At 33.0% G+C, this 16,092-nt stretch carries 12 protein-coding genes; 9 read left to right on the plus strand and 3 right to left on the minus strand.

Annotation, left to right across the window (positions count from 1 at the left end; genetic code table 11):
• Nucleotides 1-185 precede the first annotated feature (185 nt).
• The 9 genes from BA1379B_RS03150 to BA1379B_RS03195 all read left to right on the plus strand — a co-directional run bounded on the left by BA1379B_RS03150 (nt 186) and on the right by BA1379B_RS03195 (nt 9,689).
• Complete coding sequence (locus tag BA1379B_RS03150) at nt 186-1,205, plus strand: type IV secretion system protein (protein ID WP_269466626.1); 1,020 nt, start codon at nt 186-188, stop codon at nt 1,203-1,205.
• A gap of 177 nt (nt 1,206-1,382) precedes the next feature.
• A complete protein-coding gene (locus BA1379B_RS03160) occupies nt 1,383-1,700 on the plus strand; it encodes a conjugal transfer protein TraJ (protein WP_235692210.1) in 318 nt (105 codons plus the stop codon).
• The gene (locus BA1379B_RS03165) at nt 1,690-2,358 is read left to right on the plus strand and encodes a virB8 family protein (protein WP_078673470.1); all 669 of its coding nucleotides are present in this window, start codon (nt 1,690-1,692) and stop codon (nt 2,356-2,358) included. Before BA1379B_RS03160 ends, BA1379B_RS03165 begins: the two co-directional genes overlap by 11 nt.
• On the plus strand, nt 2,355-3,212 hold the full coding sequence (gene virB9 / locus BA1379B_RS03170; protein WP_035006348.1) for a P-type conjugative transfer protein VirB9: 858 nt from the start codon (nt 2,355-2,357) through the stop codon (nt 3,210-3,212). The genes BA1379B_RS03165 and virB9 overlap by 4 nt, the downstream gene beginning before the upstream one ends.
• 2 nt (nt 3,213-3,214) lie before the next feature.
• The gene (gene virB10 / locus BA1379B_RS03175) at nt 3,215-4,414 is read left to right on the plus strand and encodes a type IV secretion system protein VirB10 (RefSeq protein ID WP_078673469.1); all 1,200 of its coding nucleotides are present in this window, start codon (nt 3,215-3,217) and stop codon (nt 4,412-4,414) included.
• A complete protein-coding gene (virB11, locus tag BA1379B_RS03180) occupies nt 4,411-5,481 on the plus strand; it encodes a P-type DNA transfer ATPase VirB11 (protein WP_078673798.1) in 1,071 nt (356 codons plus the stop codon). The genes virB10 and virB11 overlap by 4 nt, the downstream gene beginning before the upstream one ends.
• A 221-nt stretch (nt 5,482-5,702) precedes the next feature.
• Entirely contained in the window at nt 5,703-7,328 is a 1,626-nt protein-coding gene (locus tag BA1379B_RS03185) for a BID domain-containing T4SS effector (RefSeq protein ID WP_236829074.1), read from the plus strand.
• A 74-nt stretch (nt 7,329-7,402) separates the two neighbouring features.
• On the plus strand, nt 7,403-9,304 hold the full coding sequence (locus BA1379B_RS03190) for a BID domain-containing T4SS effector (RefSeq protein WP_078692374.1): 1,902 nt from the start codon (nt 7,403-7,405) through the stop codon (nt 9,302-9,304).
• Nucleotides 9,305-9,485: 181 nt separating this feature from the next.
• Nucleotides 9,486-9,689 (plus strand): antitoxin VbhA family protein, encoded by a 204-nt coding sequence (locus tag BA1379B_RS03195; RefSeq protein ID WP_035007373.1) that lies wholly within the window; start codon nt 9,486-9,488, stop codon nt 9,687-9,689.
• Between the two features lie 850 nt (nt 9,690-10,539).
• On the opposite strand, the gene traG is transcribed toward BA1379B_RS03195, so the two are convergent.
• The 3 genes from traG to BA1379B_RS03210 form a co-directional block, all read right to left on the minus strand.
• Nucleotides 10,540-12,462: a Ti-type conjugative transfer system protein TraG gene (traG, locus tag BA1379B_RS03200; protein ID WP_035007370.1), complete on the minus strand. Its 1,923-nt coding sequence runs from the start codon at nt 12,460-12,462 to the stop codon at nt 10,540-10,542.
• 137 nt (nt 12,463-12,599) lie between these two features.
• Nucleotides 12,600-14,189, minus strand: a complete 1,590-nt coding sequence (locus tag BA1379B_RS03205) for a BID domain-containing T4SS effector (protein WP_078692375.1) — start codon at nt 14,187-14,189, stop codon at nt 12,600-12,602.
• 167 nt (nt 14,190-14,356) lie between these two features.
• Nucleotides 14,357-15,991 carry a BID domain-containing T4SS effector gene (locus tag BA1379B_RS03210; protein WP_078692376.1) on the minus strand — a complete coding sequence of 545 codons (1,635 nt, stop codon included), beginning with the start codon at nt 15,989-15,991 and terminating at the stop codon, nt 14,357-14,359.
• Nucleotides 15,992-16,092: the final 101 nt, after the last annotated feature.

The raw sequence follows: 16,092 nt of genomic DNA on the forward strand, positions 1-16,092 counted from the left end.
AAAAGAAGAAAAGGAAGCTCTTCAAATGTAGTTGGCTAATTTTCAAATGAATACTCTCATTCAAGCTCTTTCTATTATTAAATGGAAATCATCAATCACAGAAAGAGCATGGAGAAAATGCAACAAAAGATCATAAATTCATATTTATCAAACATTAAAAATAAAATTGGAATGAGATAAAACTGATGAAATTGATGAATGCGACAACTCAGGAGTCAGATTTTAAATTTACTCCATTCGAAACTGTTTCTTCGTATATTTTGACACCACTCAATGATGTCGTAGATACAACAGTCAGTAGCTTATCTTCTGCTATTGCAGCACCATTAAATCTTGCAGCCATTATTTTTATCTTTTTATATGGTTACAATGTTATGACTGGCCACGTCGCCCTTTCGATGCATAGTCTTCTTAATAATGTTATTAAAATCGTTGTTGTGACAACAATGGCAACTAATGCAGACGTATTTAATATTTATATCAAAGATATATTTTTCGGTAATTTAGCCAATGCTATTGGGAATGCGTTTAATAGCAGTCCGGTTGACTCTGATGTTTTTGATTATCTCTTATTAGTTACAAATATGCGTTATCAAGAGTTTCTAAATAATGCTTCATTTTTCAATAAAATTACGGTTGCACTGATTGGTGGTTTAATGTTTTTGGCAGTTATCTTTTTTTGTACAGTCGGTTTTATTATTCAAATGTTTGCAAAAATTACATTAATCATGGTGATAGGTCTTGGACCTCTTTTTATTAGTTTATATTTGTTCAATGTAACCCGCAGATATTCTGATGCATGGATTACAACATTAGTTAATTTTACAATTTTGCAAGTTCTCGTAATGATGCTTGGAACAATGATGTGCAAAATTATGCTTTATGTTTTCGATAGTTCATATACTTCAATCTATTTCTTGCTCCCCCCTGTTCTTGTCGTCTCAATAGTGGGCGTAGATCTCTTCCAATCACTTCCCACCATTGCTTCTGCACTTTCTAGTGGAGGACCATATCATCATGCTGGAGTATCAACAGGATCACAAATGATCTCAATGGCTTCTAATACTTTGGGTTTTGTTGGAAGAAGCTTTGGTGCCGGTAGAAGTGCAGCAAGTGCAGCAGCAGCAACGAGAGGTTCTACGGCTGCACAACACGCTGCACAAGCTGCGCAAATGATGCAAGGAGGTGGACGTGGCTCATTTTAATCTCAAACGTCTCTTCAATGTAGCTATAGTCAATACCTTCACACACAAGATATTAACTGTATGCACAACCCATGCAAAGCTCTCCCAGCTTTTTCAAAAGATTAGTGTTCATGCTTTCGTAAAATCATGGACTGAAAAACACCAATGTTTTATTTTTCAAAATGTTTGCGAGTCCAAATGATGCAACTAAAAATCACTATCATTTTGATCCTTTTGATAACACTTACTGGTTGTGCTTCTTTAAAAAGTGGAGCCCAAAAACTTCCACGCTGTAATGGACAGAATGCTCGTATGCTCAATCATGGTAAGTGGAACTGGAATCATCATAACATCATTCACAATACGGCGATCAAACCCATCACAACTCCTATTATCCTAAATACACAAGAAAATGAGGCACCAAAAGCTCATATTGGACTCCCCGCATCTTCTGTAGACACAATAAACCATCAAATGCCCTCTTATAAAAATGCGGAGATCACACATGAAAAGTGATGAATTTAAAGAATATATAAGAGAAGCGCGGTCATTTGATATTGACCGTATGCGTAGTACGCGACTACAAATGAAAATTGCTGTAGCCTTGACTGTGCTTTTTGGGTTGATGACAATCGCTTTAGCCTTAGCTGTAGTGGCATTAACACCCTTAAAAACCGTAGAGCCTTTCGTTATTCGTGTGGATAATTCTACAGGTATTGTCGATGTTGTCAGTGTTCTAAAAGAAGAACCCCAAAACTACGATGAAGTAATAACGCGCTACTTCGCCAGCAAATATATTCGTGCACGCGAAGGTTTCCAATTATCAGAGACAGAAAATAACTTTCGTATCGTTTCTCTTTTATCTTCCCTAGAAGAACAAAATCGCTTTGCCAAATGGTATTCTGGAAATAATCCAGACAGTCCGCAAAATATCTATAAAAATATGTCCGTGACAATCACAATAAAATCGATCTCTTTTTTAAGTAAAGATCTCGTTCAAGTACGTTACTATAAAACAATTAGAGACTCCAATGGAAAAGAAGATATTTTCCATTGGGTTTCAGTCTTAAATTTTTCTTACGTTAATGCACGCATTTCAGTAGAAGATCGCTTAATTAACCCGCTTGGCTTTCAAGTATCAGCATATAGATCTGATCCAGAGGTGGTCCAATGACTAGAGTCATAAAAATATTTTTTTTAACTCTCCTCGTTGCAATAAACTGTCATGCGTCTTTCTTATGGGCAGAAATTTCTCCCGTAAGCGCACATAAAGACAACCGAATTAGATTTATTAATTATGATCCACACAATGTGACAAAAATCATTGGATCTATTCGCTCTTCAGTACAGATTGAATTCGCTAATGATGAAAATATTGCCTATATTGGAATTGGCAATTCAGTTGCTTGGCAAGTAGCACCAGCTGGTCACTTTGTCTTTCTCAAACCGCGTGAAGTTCAGCCGATTACCAATCTACAAATCGTCACAACTCGTCAAGATGGAACAAAACGATCTTATCAATTTGAACTTCAAGTGCGTGAAGGTGATGTTTCCGTCGGTAATGACACATATTTCCTTGTAAAGTTTCGTTATCCAGAAGATGAAGCATTGCGTAAACAATTAGCTGAACAAGCCAAAGCACAAAAAAATGAAGAAGAATTTGTCGATAATATCCTCAATATGCATGAACATTTTGGACCACGCAATTGGGCTTATATCGCTCAAGGTTCACCTCTCATTGAACCAAGTTCAGTCTATGATAATGGTAAAACTACAACATTTACCTTTTTAGACAATAATGAAATCCCCGCCATTTATCTTGTCACACTTGATGGACAAGAAACTATCGTTCCAAAATCAATTAAAAGAAACCAGGTCATTGTTCACGCCATAGCCATGCAATTCACTTTGCGACGTGGTAACGAAGTCCTGTGTATCTTTAATAAAGGGTTCATACCAAGAGGAATTAACCCAGAAACCGGTACAACATCACCTTCTGTCCAACGTGAAATAAACGTAGAGAAATAGCCATGAATAATGATGAATTGGACGAAATAAATCTTAATGACCGCGATACAATAAAGGATGGTCAAGAAAAAAAAGAGGGCTTTAATTTAGGAAAAGCCATTGCTCTTCTTATTCTCTTTGGTGTCTGTATTTATTTAATATATGCAATCCTTTCAACTTCAAAAGACACAAAAAAACAGCCCATAGAATTGCCGAAAGAAGAAAGAAGCAGACAAACAGAGCTTTTCCAATCGATAAAACCAACAATAGCTCCTCTAGAGCTAGCTGATAAAAATACCCCCCTGCTGCCTAAGGTTGAAATACCAGCGCCAACAATCAATCAGCCAAAATCTGATCATAAACTATTAGAAGCAGCGCAACGTGCTCCCGTTTTAGCCTATTTTAATCCAAATCAGCAACAGGGTATTCCAGAAAATAATAGCGTGCCTTCTAACCAAAGCAATGATAACTCGAATAAAACAACACAATCCTTTAATCAACTTCTCGAACCAACAAAGTTAGATGGTGTTCGTGCATCAACGCTTGGTAACCGAAATTACATCATTGCAATGGGAGCTTCCATCCCATGTATCTTAGAAACAGCAATCAGTAGTGAACAACAAGGGTTTGTGAGCTGTATCGTTTCTAGAGATATCTTATCAGACAATGGTCGTATCGTCTTGCTCGATAAAGGAACGCAAATCATTGGTGAATATCGTGCGGGTTTAAAAAAAGGCCAATCGCGTCTCTTTATATTATGGAATAGAGCCAAAACACCAGACGGTATTATTATAACATTATCCTCACCCGCAACAGATTTCTTAGGTCGATCAGGTGTTGATGGCGATATTGACAATCATTGGTTTGAACGACTTGGTTCTGCACTTCTTGTCTCAATCGTCAGAGATGGAACAAATTATTTAAATAACCGGCTAGATTCACTAAAAATGCCAACAACACAAGAACAAACAACAGATACCGTGTCTTCAGAAAAATATACCCTTTCTGTAGGAACATATATGGCAAAGATTATCGCGGACAATTACGCTAATATCCCTCCAACCTTGACCAAAAATCAGGGTGAAATGGTTAATGTTTTTGTTGCCCGCGACCTGGATTTCTCAACTGTATATAAATTGAAAATTGTTGAAAATAATAAACAGGTCATTCGTCGTGCCTTTTCAGGAGACTTTCATAAAAATTCTACAGTGACATTAAAATGAAACAAAACTTCCAAAATTTAAGCGATGAAACCACTGCTATCGTTTTAACAAAACTTAAACCAATTGATAACTTTCTCAAAGATGAAAGTCTTTTTGAGATCGTTATTAATCGTCCCTATCAAGTCATGATTGAAGGAATTTCAGGATGGAAAACAATAGAAGTACCAGAATTCTCCTTTAATGAACTCATGGGTATGGCTAAAGTGATCGCGGCCTATTCTAAGCAAAGTATTTCCGATAAAAACCCAATATTATCCGCTACTTTGCCAAATAATGAGCGTATTCAAATTGTTATACCACCAGCTGTAAAAGAAAATACTATCAGCATGACAATTCGTAAACCATCATCCCGAAGTTATTTGCTCGAAGATCTAGCCAACAAAGGTCTATTTTCAATGTGTGAACAGATTTCTTTCACTCCATTGAATGATTATCAATTGCGTTTTGATGAACTCAAAAACGTCGAGCATAAATTAGCAATTGATTATTACAATAAAAATTTTGTTTCCTTTTTAAATCAAGCTGTGAAATTGCAAAAAAATATTCTTATTTCAGGGAAAACAGGAGCTGGTAAAACAACGCTGTCAAAAGCATTAATAGCTAAAATTCCTGATGATGAGCGTATTATAACTATTGAAGATACACCAGAGTTAGTTGTGCCGCATCTTAATTGTGTTTCTATGATCTATGCAAAAGGTGGGTATGGCTTAGCTTCTATTGGACCAAAAGAATTATTAGAATCCGCCTTGCGTATGCGTCCTGATCGTATTCTTCTACAAGAGTTACGAGATGGTACTGCTTTCTATTATATTCGCAATGTTAATTCAGGACACCCAGGTTCTATTACTACAGTTCATGCATCAACAGCATTGGCTGCATTTGAGCAAATGACGCTTTTGGTTAAAGAAAGTGAAGGAGGAGGACATTTAGAGCGCGATGATATTCGCGGGTTATTAATTTCAATGATTGATATTATTGTTCAATGTAAACGGATTGAAGGAAAATTTAAAGTTACAGAGATTTATTATGATCCTTTCAAACAACGAAATATTTTTGGAGCTAACTAAAATTGGAGGTAACTAAAAAAAGTATAATAAAAAAATTCAGATTTTAGTATCAATATAAATATCAATACTAAAACATCTAAAACTTTATAAGAATCTATGTGAAAAAGTTGTATTTATTTAAAATAATATTTGAGTGAATGATCATGAAGAAGCAAAATTTAAAATCTTTAAAAAAAATTTTTAAACCTTTAAGAATAAGAAAGAGAGAGAAATTATTAGATGTGTCTTTTTTTGATTGTGATTACACTTATCCTAACAGTGATGTATTAATCAATAAATATGGAATAAAGAATTCTCAAGCTCTTCATGAAAAGAGCGCGTATCATTCAGAGCAAGCGATTATTCGTTTGCGTCAAGAAGCTCTGCCAAATAAGTTTAATTCCTCTTATTTGAAACATATTCATAAATGTTTATTTGAAGACACGTTCGAATGGGCTGGCTATACGCGTGATCTTACATTTAAATTTAAAAATGGCGTAACTGCTAACATCTCAAAGATGCAAATACCAAATTCAGATGCTTTTTTTAAAGAGAGTAAAGCAGTTTCAAAAAGTTTACATAAATTTGATCAAGTGCTTTCGAAAAAAAATAATTTACAAGGCTTATCGCGTGAAGAATTTGTTGATGAAGCAACGAAGCTTTTTTCCTTTCTCAACTATATACATCCATTTAGAGATGGGAATGGGCTTGCACAACGAATCTTTTTTGAAAGACTTGCTGAAGCTGCAGGCCATAAACTTGATTTTTCAGTTGTGACTCAAAAACGCATGATACATGCTTGTAATGATGCGATACCTGTAGAAGGTAATGTAAATTATGAAACGATGCAACATTTGTTCGAAGATATCTCTAATCCAGAAAAAAGACGCATTTTGAAGGATTATTTAAATGCTGTGTCTAATAATAAGCATGCATGTAATTTTTTGGATGATCAAATTATCATAACACCACGTGAAGGTGTGACTTATACAGGTTTTTATAAGGCTAGTAATGCGGATTCTATTATAGTTGAAACAGTAGACTTTTATATGGTATGCTGCAAAGATTATTTTACACCAGAACAGCTTAAGGCATTAAAACCTAATGATGAGATTACTTTTACAGTTTCAATAAATAAAGATTTAGATCAAATTCTCATCCCAGCAGAAAAAATACCTCCTTTAACGTCAGAAAAAATTCTTCAAAAAATTGAGAATCATATTAAACTTCAAAACAATCGAAAAGAAATTGAGAATTTATCACAAATTGTTTATGGAAATTCAAAAGCGTTAGATCCAAGTATTGATGTAATTAATAAAGGACGAGAAGTAAGTAAAAAAATTCCTGGGCAAATCTTAAAATATCCTAGGACTATTGCTAAGCTAGCTGGTTTTAAAATATTGGGTATAAGGAGTCCAAAACGCAGAACAGCTGAAAGGAATCTTGCACCACTTAGTCAAAAAATTAAAAATTATATGTCTGCTGTAGAAGTTACTAAAAATATAATCATTAGAAATTATGATAGAGAACAAAAACGCCTTTTACAAGAAGTAAGACTGCCTAGTAAGCTAATGCAAGATATCCTTAGCGTGGTTCAAAATGAGAAATCACAAGCCTTAAATGTAGAAAATTGTGTTAAGATCCAAAAAGAGCTTATTTCCTTTTTGACTAAAGTCGATTCTCGTCTTTCAGAGATAGAGTCTCAACAACTCAGAGATGGTAATTATAGAGAAATCGCTAAAAGTGTTGGTATTTCAGAACATAAAGCGAAAACACTTATAAAGACTGTTAATGACGCAAAAAAAATATGTCAAGAACTTCAACAATTGAAAATAAAAAAGTCAATACAGATGGCTGTGGCCGTTTAAAATATGAGTTTTTTATAACAAAATAAAAACATATTTTTATTTTACAAAAATGGAAAAATAGGAGGGATCGCTTAGTGGAAAGATCCAAAGATCAGGCATCTCTAACGGTAGCAGAACTTCAAAGACGTCGCTGGATTATCGATTCAGCGATTCATACTCATACTATTGAACGTATTGCCTTGCATCCTAATACACTTCTAATTTTAGAAAAATATGCAGAGGGAAGTTCATTAAATGAATTTAATATCCTTATGGATACTGCTATACAAATGATATTGCAAGAAATGGGAAATATGGAGGTAGAAATGAAAAAACCACTATCTGCCTCCTCATCATCGTACGACAACTATATTTATCCTGCAACCCAAGTACTAAAAAATAAACATGGAATAATAGACTCAGACAATTTGTCCATGGTAAGCGGACATCATGCGGTGAAAGCAATAGTTAATTTGCACCATGAACCACTACCAGAAAGGTTTAATTCTTCCTATCTAATATATATCCATAAACGCTTGTTCGAGAATACATTTGAATGGGCTGGGAATAGTCGTAATTTCCCGTTTACATTTAAGGATGGCACTACTGCTAGTATACACACAATGAGAAAGGTAAATTCTGACGATTATTTTTTAGAGAGTAAAAAAATTCCTCAATACCTAGATAATATGGATAAAACGCTTGCGGAACAGAATGATTTTCAAGGTTTATCGCGACAAGCTTTTATTAATAAAGCAGCGAGTATGTTTGCTCTTATTAATTATATACACCCATTCAGAGATGGTAATGGTCGCACACAACGAATGTTTTTTGAAAGACTTGCTGAAGCTGCAGGTCATCAACTAGATTTTTCAATTGTTACAGAAGAGCGTATGAGAATTTGCAGTATACTCTCTATGGTGCGTTCTGGTGTTATGGGCGATATAAGTGCTATGAAGCATATGTTTGAAGATATTTCAAATCCAGAAAAAGTGAGTATTATGAAAGAGTTCATAAGCTCCATGAGTAAGTTAGAGTATAAAAATGCTCAAAAAATGATTATTGTAATGCCAAAGAGAGGGTATAATTATCTAAGTTTTTATGAACGTGAGACTGCGGAACATCTTCTACTCAAAGTAGATCTTAATTATATTTCAAAATCTCTTTATATGGTATTCAAAAAAGATTATTTTTTACCAAATGAAGTTAAGGAATTAAAATCTGGTTGTCCACTGAGTTTTAAAGTTCCAATGAGTAGAGATATAAAAAATTTGGAAAATATTCTTATTCCAAAAGAAGTGGTAGCTTCTTTAACATCAGATCAACTTATTGAAAAAATTACGAGTCATCCTGCTGTCCAATTAAAGCGACAACAAGTTGATATGTATGCAAAGTATGTTTATAAAAATTTAAAAGACTTTAATGAAAAGATAAGTGTAAAAAACATTATTGAAGATAAAAATTTTCAGGAAATTTTTATAAAGAAAATAGTCGATTGTCCTAAGTCTATTTCTGAATTGGCAGGCAGAAAAATATTATGGTTGAAAACTTCAAAATACAAAACCGCTGAACAAAATGTTGAAGCACTTGCTCAGAAGGTTTATGATTATGTTGATCTTGTAAAAGAGGTAGAAAATGAAATTGTTAGAGAGAATCTAATAAAGGAAAAATGTCTTACGACAGTAGTGGAAATGCCTAGCAAAACATTACAAGATATTTTTAATTTGTCAAAAGATATGCAAAAAGAAACTTTAAGTTTTTCTCCTTCACTCCAAGAAGAACTCAATATTTTTATAAAAGCAGTCAATCAGCGTCTTATGCCACTAGAACATAAATGGCTTCGTGATGGTAATTATGATTTGCTAGCTGAAAGCATTGGTATATCACAAAGTAAAGCAAAACAAATTAGAGAGCTCTTTATGCAAGGCAAAAACCTACAAAATTTGTTAAAAGAAATCAAACGTGATCACTCAGAAGTAATCAATATGGCCGTTTAAAGTGTGTGGAGTTATAATTCATTTAATATTTATAGATGGCAATTATTGTAGCAACTCTATTCATGGAAAAGCATAAATATTTTATATAAGTTATTTAAGTTTCTAAATAATAATAGAGAACGGAACAAACAAGAAGATATGCTTCTATTTTATAAGAACAAGTAAAAGAAAGGAAGAGTTCATGAAAAAAACAACTGATCATTCTACATCTTTAACGTCAGAAGAATTACAAAAACGCCGTGAAGCAGTTGATGCAGCTATTAGTACACATGCAATTGAGGGAATCACTCTTCATTCTAAAACGCTTGAAATTTTAGAAGGATATGCGAAGGGAGAATATTCATTAGAGGAATTTAATACTCTTATGGACAATGCAACACTATAAAGAGTGAATAAAACAATAAATGTTGAGATACAATAATATACTATTTATCTTTAGCTCATGATTATATTTATTCTGGCAGCAATATATTAAAAATGAGTATGGGATAAAGAATTCTCAATCTTTTTATAAGAAATCTGCGTGTGATTGAGAGCAAGCAGCTGTTCATTTTCATCGAGAAATGCTGCCAAATAAGTTTGTTCACCTTATTTAAAATATCTTTATAAATGCTTATTTAAGAACATGTTCGAATAGGCAAGGTGTTACTTGCTGATCTTACATTTAAATTTGAAAATAGTATAATCGTTAACATTTCAAAGATGCAAATATTAACTCAGGTGCTTTTCATCAAAAGCTATGTTATTTGATGAGTAAAATCAATTTGCGTTTTTTATCAAGAATTTGAGAATTCTTTATCCTACATTCATTTTTAATAATGTATTATTGCCTAAATAAGTTTAATTACAATAAGAAAATAATGAATAAGACATGTTCGGCTCTTTATCATAATTTATCACTGAAAGAACCTCTTATAGAATTAGACTAACTATAAATAATTTTCTAAAATCTAAATATTTTGTATATCTTATTAAAGTTTTAAGTATTTTAGGAAGCATAGCTTCTTATTTATTACGCCTCTATTATTTGTTTAGAAACTTAAATAACTTATGTAAAACATTTCTACTTTTCCATGAACAGAATATTTTACAATAAGTATTATATTTATTATAGATAACCATATCGTAGATCATCATATGCTCTGCTATAACAATTAAGAAATCTAATTGATGGTTTACAGATTCAGTAAATTTTTCAAAAAATATTTGCTGTATGTGCTTATTATCATCTCTAATCAGTCTTTCTTTCCTTTGGGAGCAAAACGATTCTGTTCAGTAGTAGCTAGCATCTCTTTTCTTCTAAAGTAAATTGCTCGTCCACATCGCAAAGGTGGTTGCCCTTGCATAAGAATGATTTGTTCATCTTGTCGCATCTTTTGAATAATTTCATGAGGTAAAATTAGCGCTCTTTGTTGATAATTTATATTTTTAGAACCTTTTAAAAATTGTCCTTTAGATTTGCTTGCTCCAGTCACTTCTATAGTCATTTGACCACAACGTTCTGAAATATCTTTAGCTGTTTGTAAATCTTTAATAGCAGCATAACTCACAAACGAACAACTCTCAAACCATGATTGCGCTCCTGATTTTCCAAAGTGATTTACCAACTGACCGGAGGACTGATAAAATAACATTAAGGATATGCCATATTTGCGTCCACGGTCACGCGCTTCTTCCAAAATATTCATATAGCCAAGCAAATCAACTTCATCTAAAACAAACAAAACGCGCTTTTTATAGTTTCCATCAGCTATAACCATTGCATTTAAAAAAGCACCAATAATCACACGCCCAATTCCTGGATAGCTATTTAAAATACTTGCCGGAAGATTCAGAAAAATATCTGTATTCCCATCCGCTATATCTGAAGATGCAAAATCATCACCACAAACAAGATCTGCATAATTAGACAAAGAAAGCCACTGAGTATCTTTTGAGGCAGTTGTATAAACACCTGAAAAGGTTTGATCTGCCATTTCTGTAAAAATACCAACCATTTCGCGAATAAAAGGAGAAGGCGATGTATCTTGAATATGGCGTAATTGATTAACAACTGCTGTTTCTGATTGAGAAAGGATTTTTCGCAATGTTTTTAGATTACGTTCACAGTCGTCATATTCATCAGAAAATATGACATGCGCAAGAAGAGCAGTTAAAAGATTATGCGCTTGTGTTGAAAAGTACTCTGCTGAAGAATTTTCTGATTTTTTGTCAGTGAGTAGCAGTTTAGAAAAACCTACGATATTAGCTTCACGTTGTGTTCGCGGTACACTATTGTCTAAAAGCCAATCGAGAACATTAAAAGTTTTCGTTGATATTGAAGTTGGATCAAGAACAATAACATTTCTATTGTCCATCTTTTTACGCGTCAATTGAACCATTGGTGCAACTTCTGTTGAAGGGTCAAGACAAATAATAGAACCTGGATATTTTAAACATACTGGGATCACTGTACTTGTTGTTTTATATCCACCAGAACCAGCGAAAAAAATCATATGAGTTGAACCAAAATCAAGATTAAAGGTTAATAAGGGCGATGTTCCACCTTTCCCCCACGTTGCCTTGTTTCCAGGGGAAAAGGGAATGTTGTACACACTATCTTCGTCAACACGGTATCTTTCACCAATAACAATTTGACCATTCGCAGGAAAAATTTTTTTTGCCTCACTTAAATTCATCCATGATGCATCACCAAAAATTCCTTTTTTGGCACGCTTTACTCCTTTTTTATTTTTAAGCGGAGCAGTTATTAAGAATTGGGCTGCTAAAAGAAAAATACCACCAATTATGCCAAAGATGACCATGACATCAATAAATTGCAGAGCATAACTCCACGTTATTCCTTGTTGGCCGATATAAGGACTTAAGCGTTTAATTTCGCAATTAAGATAGTAAAGAGAAACACCCGTAAAAAAAAACGCTGTAACAATTGTAATCGCTTTGCGTAGATACAGTTTTTGCGATATGGTGTAAACAAATGATACAGCAACAACAAGCAGCTGCACTAATAATGGTTCTGAACGGATATACCAATATTTCTCATAATCTTGTAATCCGTTCGTTGCAAATAATAACATGTAAGGAACAAAAAATATTGTTAAACTGCCTAAAATTATTGGCATTAAAATAAGAAATAATCCCGTTTTAGTATATCTCATTACACCCTACTTTTGTTTTTATTATGCCACAAAATCACACTTATTAACTGAACATATAATGTGAATGGTATCTTAAAAGTTATAATATTATTATAAATAACTCTTAATTTATGAATATTAAACGAAACCTTACATTTTTAGAGGGTCATAAATTGCATTTGTGGATTTTTAGGTTGCAATATGTTCAAAATTTTATTGACTTTATTAACAGTTTCTATAAGCATTTTCGCTTTATTTACTGATATACCAATACTTGCAGAAAGTTCTTGATAATTAGAATTATACATCTTTTGATGTTCTTTTTTTGATAAACGCAAAGTAATTTGACGTATGAAATGATTCATTTCTATATAAGTTTCAGGAGAGGAACGCAAAGCATTTAATTGCAAAGTTACAGACAAACTAAGTATATCTTGTAATTTTTTGCTAGGCATCTTTACTGTTTGTAAAAGACGTCTTCCTTTTGCTTTATGTTCTCTCATAATTGTACATCTAATATTTGATACTTTATCTGCATAATTAAATATTTCATTACCAAGTATTTTAGCATTTTGTTCAGAGATTTTATATTTTTGACTTTTGATATGCCCAATTTTTCTACCCTTGAGCCGACCAATAGATTTAGGAGAATTTATAATCCGTTCAGAAAGCTCTCTGCTCATTTTAGGATTTGCATTAATATGACTTATATCTTGTTCTAGTATTTCGGGATTATTGTAAATTAATTTTGATAACGCTCTAATTTTTTCTAAGCTTTTTTGAATACAAGCATCATTTTCAATTTTTTCAATTACCTCTTCTTCCTTTAAAGGAGGTAATTGTTCTGCTGGGATGAGAAATTGACCTAAATTGTTATTTATTGAAGCTATAAAGGTAAGCTCATCATTAGGTTTTAATGCCTTAAGTTGTTCTGGTGCAAAATAATCTTTACAGCATAAGATATATGAATCCACCGTTTCGATCGTAATAGAGTTCAAATCACTTTTTCTGTAAACACCGGTATAAGCAACATCTTCATGTGCTATCATCACAATTTTATTATCCAGACTTTCGCGTCTACTCCCAGATTGGGGGTAGATAGCTTCTTGTAAAAGATATACTTTTTCTGGATTGGAGATATCTTCGAATAAATGCCGCATCGCTTCATAATTTGCATTCTTAGGCATTGCATTACTACAAGCATGTATCATGCGTTGTTTGGTCACAACTGAAAAATCAAGCTTATGGCCAGCAGCTTCTGCGAGTTTTTCAAAAAATATTCGTTGCGCATGTCCATTTCCATCTTTGAATGGATGTATATAGTTAAGAAAGGAAAAAAGCTTTGTTGCTTCATCGACGAATTCTTCACGCGATAAGCCCCGTAAATTATTTTTTTCAGAAAGCATTTTATCAAATTCTTGAAAGCTTTTTTCAATTTTGTAACCAGTTAAAAACGTATCTTTATAATCTGATGTTTTTACTATGTGCTGTTTGGCAGTTGTGCCATCTGCAAATTTAAATACACGACCCCGAATACACCCAGCCCACTCGAATGCGTTCTCAAATAAGCGTTCATGAAGATATTTTAGATAAGAAGAATTAAATTCCTCGGGTGATGGCTCCTGGCGCAGAGCAATCATTATTTTTTTTATATCACGAGAATACTGTTTGCGTAATTCTCTATTATTTGTTATTCCGTATTTGTTTTTTAATACTTCAGTATTAGGATAATAATAACCAGAGTACATAGTTTATCTTTTTTATTAATTTTTGTAAAATAGAAGAATGCTTTTGATTTTTATATTCTTTTGATATTATACACTCGTTAAAAACAATTTTTCTTTATTTATAAAATAGTCATTATCACAGAATTTTTTCCTATCCATACAAAAATAGAAGTAAAAAACCTGTATTTTCAAACGGCCATAGCCATTATTTCTGAACAATCAACTTTTTTAATTTTTTCTTTGATCTTTTCAAATTGTTTACACAATTTTGCGCTTTTGTTAACAGTTTTTATAATTGTCATTGCGTGCATTTCTGATACACCAATGCTTTCGGCAAGTTTTTTATCATGATAGTCACAGATGTAATCTTTCTCTCTTGCTGAAAGACGAGAATTGACTTCATTCAGAAAGCTGCGAAGCTCTTCGTAAAGAAGAGGAGAGGCCTCTAAGGCATTTTTTTGCTCATCCTTTGGCAAATTAAGAATATCTTGTATTTTTTTACTAGCTTTTTTCACCACTTGCCCAACACGCTTTTGATCTTTTTCAAATTCTAGAGAAATTTCATCTTTAACATTTTTCACAATTTCCCCATGTTTTTCAATCTCCGAAGTGAGTTTTTCAATATTTCTTTCAGCTCTCCTACGTTTTGGACTCCTTATACCAAATACTTTAAAACCAGCTAGCTTACCAAAAGCTTGAGGAGATTTTCTAATCTGTTCGGAAAGCTGTTTACTTGTTTCAGGACATTTATAAATACACATTATCTGTTCGTCTAATACTGTTATGTCTCTATAAACAAACTTTAAAAGATAATCAATTTCCTTTTGGCTTTCTTTAATACAATTAGTACGTGAAACTTTTCTGATTATTTCTTCTTCCTTTAAAGGAGCCATTTTTTCTGCTGGAATGAGAATTTGATCTATATCTATTGGAACTGTAACGGTACACACATCACCAGGTTTTAATGTCCTAAGTTGTTCCGGTGGAAAATAATCTTTAACGCATAGAACATGAGAATCCGCTGTTTCGATTATAACGGAATTTACAGTACTTATTTTATAAATACCTGTATAAGTAATACCTTCCTTTGCCATTATAACATATTCATCATTCAAACGCTCGCGCTCCAATCCAGGTATGCGTCGAATAAAATCCTTTAAAACAATTATTTTTTGGGGATCAGAGATATCTTCAAACAGAAGTTTCATCTCTTTATGAGCCCCATCACCCTCTAGAGTCATTGAATCAATACAGGCACGCATTATACGTTTCTCTGTCGTAACTGAAAAATCTAGTTGATGACCTGCAGCCTTAGCAAGTTTTTCAAAAAATATTTGTTGTGTAGGCTCATTACCAGCTCTGAAAGGAGCTATAGAGTTGAGAAAAGCAAAAAGTTTCACAGCTTCATCAATAAACTCTTCACGAGATAAACCTTGCAAATTATTCTTTGAAGCAAGTAGTTGATCAAATTTCTTTAAGCTTTCTTGAATGTTCTTACCCTGTACATAAAAAATATCTGAGTCTGGAACTTTCATCATTGGCATTTCAGCAACAGTGCCATCATCAAACGTAAACGAAAGATCACGAGTATATCCAGCCCATTCAAATGTGCTCTCGAATAAGCGTTGATGGATATATTTTAAGTAAGAGGAATCAAATTCTTGGGGCAATGGTTCCTTATTTAAATTGATCATTACTTTTTTTGCATAACGCTTACATTCGTCTGCAAGTTTTTTAGTACTCATTATATTATGTTTATTCTTTAATACTTTCATGTGAGGATAAACATAATTACGAGCTAAAGATATATCAGAAAATGCCATTTTTTACTGTAGTCCTAAAATTAACTATTGTATCATAATTTATATTTTTTTTGACCTACGCCATATTACAACCCCTTTTATAAATTATAAAACAAAAATAT

Origin of the sequence: Bartonella sp. A1379B (assembly GCF_002022485.1) — a bacterium.
Classification (GTDB): domain Bacteria; phylum Pseudomonadota; class Alphaproteobacteria; order Rhizobiales; family Rhizobiaceae; genus Bartonella; species Bartonella rochalimae.